The following is a 6,656-nucleotide window of genomic DNA, read 5'->3' on the forward strand; positions in this document are numbered from 1 at the left end:
GACCATGGTCCCGCTCGCCCTGCTGCTCACCTGCGTCCAGTCGGGGCGCTCCCTCGCGGTCGGCGCGGGCGCCGGCGCTGCCTACGCCGTCGGCAGCGCGGTGGGAGGGCCCTTCACCGGGCGGCTGATGGACCGGGCCGGCCCGAGCCGGGTCCTGCGGGTCACGGGGCCCGTGGTGGGCCTGATCGTGGCGTCGGCCGCGCTGTGGCTGCGCTCGGCGCCGACCACCGTCGCCCTGGCGGGCGCGTGCGCGGCCGGACTGGCCACCGCGCCCGTCGGCGCCTCGATGCGGGCCCTGTGGCCCACCCTCACCGAGGACGCGGACCTGCGCCGGCGGGCCTACTCCTTCGAGGCGACCCTCAGCGAACTGCTCTTCATCCTCGGCCCGACCGCCGTCACCGTGCTCGCCACCCTGACCGGAGCGCGCGGGGCGCTGCTGGTGACCGCCGTCCTGCTCGGCGCCGGCGGGCTGGGCTACGGCCAGGCGCCGGCGGTCCGGGCGCACGCCGCCCGGTCCGGGACGGCCGCCCCCACCGCCCCCGGCCAGGGTGGGAAGCCCTCGGGGCAGGACCGGACCGCGGCACTCGCGGTCCTGGTCGCGATCGCCCTGACGGCGGCGCTGTCCAGCGGCCTGGCGGTCGCCGTCACCGCCTCCCTGAGCGACCAGGGCTCGCCCCCCGAACTCGCGGGCACCCTCGTCGCACTCCAGTCGGCCGGCAGCGTGGTCGGCGGACTCCTCTACGGCGCACGTGCCTTCGGGGGCACCACGTACCACCGCTACCTACGGCTGCTGCTCGTCCTGACCCTGGCCCTGGCCGCGCTGCCGACCGTACGACTGGCCCTGGCGGCAGGCTTGCCCGCCACCTGGGCCCTGGTGCTGCTGGGCGTCCTTCTCGTGCTCAGCGGACTGCCCATGGCCCCGGCCGGAGCGGAGGAATTCCAGCTCATCGGTGAGATGACCGCCCAGGGACGGGCCACCCAGGCCTTCGCCCGGGTCGGCAGCTTCATCGCCCTCGGCGGCGCGGCGGGCTCGGCCGTCACCGGCCTGGTCGCCGACCGCGTCGGCCCGGGCGCGGCACTGTGCACGCCCGCGGCCTTCACCCTGGCAGCCCTCCTGCTGAGCCTGGCAGCCCGCCGGGCGATCGTCCGGGCCGTCACACCGGAGCCGTCCGCCGGCACGGTGCCCCCTGTCCCGCTCCCCGCACCCGACTCCGGAGGAACCCAGCCATGAACCGCGAAGAGACCGGTGTGATCGCCGTGGTCGAGAGCCAGTTGTCGAACTTCGGCCTCACCCCGCTGCGCGCCGCCCACGAGCTGGGCTTCCACACCGTGCTGGTCAGCAACGACCCGGACCGCTACCGGGCGGTCGGGATCGCCGAGGAGGTCTTCTCCCGGCACATCGACGAGATCGTCACGACCGACACCAACTCGGTCGACGCGGTCGCCGCCGCCCTGCTGCCCTTCCACGAGCAGGGCCTGTTGCGGGGGGTGATGACGGTCACCGACTACAACATCCCCATCGTCGCCGAGGTCGCCGCCCGTCTCGGCCTTCCGGGCCTTTCCCCGCAGGCGGCCCGGAACTGCCGGGACAAGCTGCTGATGAGGCAGGCCTGCGAACGGGCCGGCGTTCCGGCGCCCGGCTTCCACCAGGCCACGAGCCAGGAGGACGCGCTCGCCGCCGCCGAACGCTTCGGCTACCCCTGCGTCGTGAAGCCCATGACGGAGTCCGCCGGCATCGGCGTCACCCTGTGCCGTACGCCGGACGAGGTCCTCGCCGCCTACCGGGACATCAGCTCCTCCCCGACCGACTTCCGCGGGCAGCCCAGGCGCCCCGGAGCACTCGTGGAGGAATACCTCCTGGGCTTCGAGGTGAGCGTCGAATCCGTCCTGGTGGACGGCGAGCGCCGCTTCCTCGGCGTGACCGACAAGGCGCTCGGCTCCCACCCGTACTTCGTGGAGATGGGCGACACCTTCCCCTCGATGCTGTCGGCGCCGGTGCGCGCGCAGTGCACGGAGCTGGCCCGCCGGGCGCTGGAGGTGGTCGGCCACGACTTCGGCGCCGCGCACGTCGAGGTGAAGGTGACGGACAAGGGCCCGTCCGTCGTCGAGGTCAACGGCCGGATGCCCGGCGCGGAGATCACCCAGCTCATCCGCGAGGCCACCGGCATCTACCTCCAGCGCGAGGTCGTCCGGCTGCACACGGGCCGGGCCGCCGACGTCACGGCGACCCTCGACCGTGCTGCCGCCTCCCGCTACCTGTCCGCCCGCCAGGCCGGCACTCTGACCGAGATCGGCGGCGCGGACCTGGCCCGGCGGGTTCCCGGAGTGGTGGACGTCGATCTGGAGGTCCGACCGGGCGACCCGGTCCGGCCCGCCGAGAGCAATCTCGACCTGCTGGGCTACGTCGTGGCCGTCGGCGACACCACCGGCGACGCGGTCCGCAGGGCCGAGGCGGCCCTGGGCCAGCTCACCCCCGTGATCGCTGCGGAGTCGGGCGGCGGACGATGACCCCGGCACCCGGGATCCGCGTCGGCGTCCACCGCGCGCTGGAAGACGCCGACCCGCACCGCTGGGACGGCCTGCTGGGCCCCCGCGGCTTCTACGCCGCCACCCCCTGGCTCCGGCACGCCGAGGCCACCGCCGCCACGGCCCCGTACTACTTCACGGCCCACGACGGGCAGGACCGCCGCACCGGGGTCCTGTCCGCGTACCCCCTGGACCACGACACCCCGTACGTCTTCTGCAGCCCGGCCCGGGTCATCGACGGCATCCACCGCAGGCTGACGGGCGAGGAGGCGCCGTGGACCGCGGGCCTGGTGCCCGCCCTGGCCTGCGGGGGCCGCAACCCATCCCACAGCAAGGCCGGACTCGCCCCCGGACAGGACGGCGAAGCCGGCCGTGCCACCCTCACCGCGCTCGTCCGGCGGGCCGAGGAGGAGGCCTGGGCGGCCGGGATGCGGGCCGTGTCCTTCCTCTACGTGGACGAGGACGACGACCTGCTGCGCGCGGTACTGGCCGAGCGCGGCTACACGGCGCTCCCGGGCCAGACGGCGTACTCCCTGCCCGTGCCCGGGGACGGTTCCTTCGACAGCTACCTGGCCCGCTTCGCAGGGTCACGCCGTACGAAGATCAAGCGCGAACTCCGCGCCCTGGACGAAGCCGGGGTGACCTACCGCACCCAGCCCCTCACCCCCGGCCTCATCGAGCAGCTCGCCCCCCTGGAACTGGCCCTCTACGCCAAGTACGGCACCCCCGCGAACGCGGACGCCTTCACCGCGGTCCTGCACAGCGTGGCCCGCCACGCCTCCGGAGCCACCCGCGTCACCACCGCGACCCTCGACGGCCGCCTGGCGGGCTTCGCCCTCACCTTCACCCACGGGGGCGAAATGTACGCCCGCCAGGCGGGCTTCGACTACGAGGTCCAGGGCAGACTGCCGCTCTACTTCGGCCTGGTCTCCTACGAACTCCTGCGTACGGCCCTGGCCGAGGGACTCTCGCACATCCACTACTCCACGGGCTCGGACGAGGCGAAACTCCTGCGTGGATGCACCCCGGTCCGCCAGATCGCCTACGTCAAGGCCCGCCACCCGGAGGAAGCGACCCGCCTCACCCGCCTCGCCACCACCACCTGAACGCCGCGGGGCTCAGTCGGCGCGGGACGGGGCGCGGGGCGTGGGGCGGCGGTAGCGGTGACTATGCTGATCATCCGTTCGGATGGTGAGGTCGAGCATGACTGACGTTGACCGGTATCTGGCCGTGCTCGGGGTGGCCCGGCCGGCGGCCCCGACCGTCGAGGTGCTGCGGGCGCTGCACCGGGCGCAGGTGGAGCGGGTCGCCTACGAGAACCTCGACATCCATCTGGGGCGGCCGACGGGCATCGGCGCCGCGGAATCCGTGGCCCGGATCGTGCGCGGTCGCGGCGGCTACTGCTTCCACCTCAACGGGGCCTTCGCCGCGCTGCTGACGACCCTCGGCTACGACGTCACCCTGCACCGGGCCGGGGTGCAGGGCACCCCCGAGGACCCCGCGGGCGCGAGTGGCAACCATCTCGCGCTCACCGTGCGGCTGGACGGCGAGCGGTGGCTGGTCGACACCGGGCTCGGCGACGGCTTGTACGAGCCGCTGCCGCTGCGTGAAGGCAGCCACACCCAGGGGCCGTTCACCTACGCGTTGACCCCGTCGGTGGCGGCGCCCGGCGGCTGGCGGTTCACCCACGACCCCCGCGGCTCGTTCACGGCGATGGACTTCGCGCCGGAGCCCGTGGAGCTGTCGTCCTTCGCCGCGGAGCACGTCCGGCTGTCCACCTCCCCCGAGTCCGGCTTCGTCCGCGTCCTCACCGCCCAGCTCCGAGACGCCAAAGGCATCCACGTGCTGCGCGGCTGTGTGCTGCGCCGGATCGACGCGGGGGGCACCGAAGAGCGGACCATCGACTCGGCCGACGACTGGTACGACCTACTGGCCGGCGTGTTCCGGCTGGACCTGACCGACGTCGACGCCCCCGCGCGGGAGGAACTGTGGCACCGCGTCCACACCGCGCACCAGGAGTGGGAGGCCGCGGGGCGACAGTGAGGGGTGCCCGGTGCCCCGTTGCGAGATGCCGCGCGGTTCAGGGCTTGCGGGCGATGCGTGCGCTCGATCAGCCGTGCGGCGTTCGGGGACGTCCGCGTGGCCTGCTTGACCGGTCGGGCCGTCGGCCGCAGAGTCGGGATGCGGTGCCGTGACAGCGGCGCCCCACCGTATTCAGCCGGTTCTCCCCGCCCGAGAGGAGACAAACGGCGTTGACCTGCGGGAGTGGCTGCGCTGATGGTCCTCGACCTGATCGTGATCGGTACGGCCATCACGCTGGGGCCTCTGCACAACACCGCCTTCATCCTGCTGCTCTCCTCGCGGCGCGGCGTCCGCAAGGGCCTGGCCTTCCTGTTGTCGTGGCTCGCCAACCTGCTCGTGGTGATCGCGTGCGTGCTGCTGCTGACCGGGGGCAACCCCCCGGCCCGCCACAGCACGCCGTCGACCGCCGTGGCGTGTGCGAAACTCGCCATCGGCCTGGGGCTGGTGCTGTACGGCGCACACCGGCGCCGTCGGCCGCCCCGCCCGCACGGCCCCCCTCGCTGGACCGCCCGGGTGGACGGCGCCTCACTGGTCACGGCCGCCGGGCTGGCCTGGCTGCTGCAGCCGTGGGCGCTGGTCGGTGCCGGCGCCGCGACGGTCGTCGCCGCGGACCTCTCCTCGCTCGCCGACTGGCTCGCCCTCGCCGGCTACTGCCTGCTGGCCACGCTCGGCCTCATCGTCATGGAGATGTACACGGTCTGGGCACCGGAGGCCGCGGGTGCCAGGCTGAACGCCCTGCGGACCTGGCTCGAGCAGCACCAGGAGCAGCTGATCGTCACGCTCTCCCTGCTCGTCGGCCTGTGGCTGACAGCGAAGGGCATCTACGAACTGGTCGCCTGACAGCGCGCGTTTCACTGTCTGCCGGGGCCCGTGTCCGTGGCTAGGCTCAGGTGGTGGGACAGCCCGAGCAGCGCGCCGACGGCGCAGGACCGTTCACTACCCGCCTCTTCTGGGACAGCCCCGAAGGAGGAACGGTGGTGTGGGAGTCCCGGCCCGCGCGACGGCGCGGCGTGCTCGCGGTCCGCGGCCCCGGGGACACCCTCACCACGTCCCCGAGCGCCGATGCCGAGGCCCTCGGTCGCCTTCGGAGGCTGAACGCCGTTGCCTCGGGCGCGTTCGTTGCCGGAGGAGGGCTCTTCGCCCTCGGCGCCGCCGTAGCCCAGTTCGGGTCGGCCGATGCGGTCGTGAGCGCGTCGATCTTCTTCGCCGGCGGTCTGTTCTTCAACCTCGGGGGCTACACCTCGCTCCTGCAGGTGCTGAACGCGCCTCGCCATACCCAAGGGGGCGGTCGACTCGTCACCGGCGGCTGGAGGTGGTGGGCGTACGAGCCGATGCGTTTGGACTGGCTGAGCACGTTCGTGCTGTTCGTGGGGACGCTCGTGTTCGCCGTCAATCTGCTGGACTCATTCCTCCAGGGGCTCTCCGCCCAGCAGGTCAACCGGCTCGTCTGGACTCCTGACGTGGTCGGATGCGTACTGTTCCTGGTTTCGGGCCATCTCGCGTTCGCCGAGGTCTGCCATCGGTCCCGGCCCTGCGTCCGCTCGCGGAGCCTGGGCTGGTGGGTCGTTGCCGTGAACCAGCTGGGGTCGGTGCTCTTCATGGTGTCGGCACTGGCCGCGTTCACCCGACCGGCCACCGGAAGCCTGGTCAACTCCGACATCGCCAACTGGGGGACGCTGTCCGGTGCCCTGTGCTTCTCGGTCGGTGGTGTACTCCAGGCTTTCGAACGACCGTAGGAGACGGCTGGCCGTGCAGGGAGTGGGCGCGTCCCTCGTCCGGGTGGTGGAACGCCCAGTGATCCCTGTCCATCGATGCAGGAAGGCCGGGGCGTGTGGTTTCCTGGACCGTCTCGCACCGTAGCGGGGTGACTACGTGGAGTGAAGGGAATGTTGTCATGAGCGTTCTGGACATCAAGTTGGACCGGTCGTTCGACGTCTTCGACTCGGACGGCGACGGGCGGCTGATCAGTGACGAGATCATCTCCGAGATGGAGGAGGACTACAAGACGCAGAACAAAGACGCCCACGGAAACCACTTCATCGGCCGGG

General features: G+C 72.6%; 6 protein-coding genes. All 6 read left to right on the forward strand.

Going from position 1 to position 6,656, the window contains the following annotated elements; translation table 11 throughout:
- On the forward strand, positions 1–1,231 hold a 1,231-nt coding region (locus ACFV0Q_RS22165; protein ID WP_385007905.1), incomplete at its 5' end, for an MFS transporter.
- Positions 1,228–2,508 (forward strand): ATP-grasp domain-containing protein, encoded by a 1,281-nt coding sequence (locus ACFV0Q_RS22170; protein ID WP_385007907.1) that lies wholly within the window; start codon positions 1,228–1,230, stop codon positions 2,506–2,508. The genes ACFV0Q_RS22165 and ACFV0Q_RS22170, both read left to right, overlap by 4 nt.
- Entirely contained in the window at positions 2,505–3,632 is a 1,128-nt protein-coding gene (locus tag ACFV0Q_RS22175; RefSeq protein WP_385007909.1) for a GNAT family N-acetyltransferase, read from the forward strand. The genes ACFV0Q_RS22170 and ACFV0Q_RS22175 overlap by 4 nt, the downstream gene beginning before the upstream one ends.
- Positions 3,633–3,729: 97 nt before the next feature.
- Positions 3,730–4,569 (forward strand): arylamine N-acetyltransferase, encoded by an 840-nt coding sequence (locus tag ACFV0Q_RS22180; RefSeq protein WP_385007911.1) that lies wholly within the window; start codon positions 3,730–3,732, stop codon positions 4,567–4,569.
- Positions 4,570–4,803: 234 nt separating this feature from the next.
- Positions 4,804–5,448, forward strand: coding sequence for a GAP family protein (locus tag ACFV0Q_RS22185; protein WP_385007933.1), 645 nt, complete (start codon positions 4,804–4,806; stop codon positions 5,446–5,448).
- Positions 5,449–5,501: 53 nt separating this feature from the next.
- Positions 5,502–6,344: a hypothetical protein gene (locus ACFV0Q_RS22190; RefSeq protein ID WP_385007913.1), complete on the forward strand. Its 843-nt coding sequence runs from the start codon at positions 5,502–5,504 to the stop codon at positions 6,342–6,344.
- Positions 6,345–6,656: the final 312 nt, after the last annotated feature.

This window comes from Streptomyces sp. NPDC059564 (genome assembly GCF_042735575.1).
Taxonomy (GTDB): domain Bacteria; phylum Actinomycetota; class Actinomycetes; order Streptomycetales; family Streptomycetaceae; genus Streptomyces.

What these genes read in the sequence shown, in the direction of transcription:
- ACFV0Q_RS22170 (WP_385007907.1), top strand. Translation starts at nt 1,228, where the DNA reads ATGAACCGCGAAGAGACCGGTGTGATCGCCGTGGTCGAGAGCCAGTTG.
- ACFV0Q_RS22175 (WP_385007909.1), top strand. Translation starts at nt 2,505, where the DNA reads ATGACCCCGGCACCCGGGATCCGCGTCGGCGTCCACCGCGCGCTGGAA.
- ACFV0Q_RS22180 (WP_385007911.1), top strand. Translation starts at nt 3,730, where the DNA reads ATGACTGACGTTGACCGGTATCTGGCCGTGCTCGGGGTGGCCCGGCCG.
- ACFV0Q_RS22185 (WP_385007933.1), top strand. Translation starts at nt 4,804, where the DNA reads ATGGTCCTCGACCTGATCGTGATCGGTACGGCCATCACGCTGGGGCCT.